This window comes from Roseobacter weihaiensis, assembly GCF_020622345.1.
GTDB classification, from domain to species: domain Bacteria; phylum Pseudomonadota; class Alphaproteobacteria; order Rhodobacterales; family Rhodobacteraceae; genus Roseobacter; species Roseobacter weihaiensis.
Map to the genome: position 1 here is coordinate 1 of NZ_JACNMO010000083.1, position 1,018 is coordinate 1,018.

Sequence of the window (1,018 nt, forward strand, 5' to 3'; positions counted from 1 at the left end):
GGTCTGCGATACGTCTAAACCAATGTAGTTTTTCATGGTCGTCTCTCCTTCAGCTCAAGGTTTCTGAGATCGACATTAGCCGTTCTCAATGCCCTTGAAGCCGAGCGCTCAGCAGATACGCCATGTCTGCTTCCTGCGCTTTACCCCAGAACATGACGTGGCCAGAGATTAAGGCGCGCCACGTGTTCAAGTGCACTGTGTGTCAGGCGAAGCTAGTTGACCCGCACGTTACGTTTAGCTTTCATGACTCTCCGTCCGGAGGCTCCGTCACGCATTCGGGTATCTGATGAAACGGTGTGCGTTGCGAAGGTACCGAACACCTTTGCCTTTGAGTGACGCCGAGGTCTGGCCAGTGAGGCTATAATCATGACTGCGCTTATCGTCTCTGGCACTCGGTTGAGAGGGGCGGTTATTGTGCCGGGGGCGTTGGCGGTCTTTCCCCCAGGGACCAGACTGAGATGCAGGAGAGTGGGCTATGCGCCGGATCGTCCTTGTCCAGGAGATCCCTGAGCGTGCGCGCGGCCGGAAGTGTATCCACCAGACCGTAGGCAGTCCGCGACACATTGCTGGCGTCGAAATCCGGGCGCGCGGAATCGAAGAGAGCAGACCGTAGAAACTCATCGGTAATGTCGTAGCCCATGAAGGCTGCCTCCATCTCCAGGGTTTCAGGGGTGAGCTTGCCCAACTTTAGCTGACCTAATGCATAGTCTCTTCGAAGATGAACGGTTGGATCTCTGTCGAGGCCGAGCGCAATAACATTGGTAGTGATCGGCAGGGGGCGCATGTGGTTGGTCATCTCCCGCACATCATACCACATGTAGAAACTGTCCCAATAGGGCGCTTCCCCTGGATCAAGCAGGATGCGGTCGGCTCTGGCTTGGTCGCGCTGGGTAAACGCACTTGGCCAGACATTGTAATCTGCGGATGCCCCAAAGGGATCATCCGGCCAGAGGGAATATCTGGCCGCCGGTGCGCGCAAGGTCGCAGCCTCGGGAAGACCAATGCGAAGGTCGATGGC

General features: G+C 56.9%; 1 protein-coding gene. It reads right to left on the reverse strand.

The genetic code is table 11. The features are described 5' to 3' along the window. Positions 1 to 409: 409 nt before the first annotated feature. Positions 410 to 1,018, reverse strand: a 609-nt coding sequence (locus tag H7847_RS26610; protein ID WP_227272745.1) for a hypothetical protein, incomplete at its 5' end; no start/stop codon positions are given.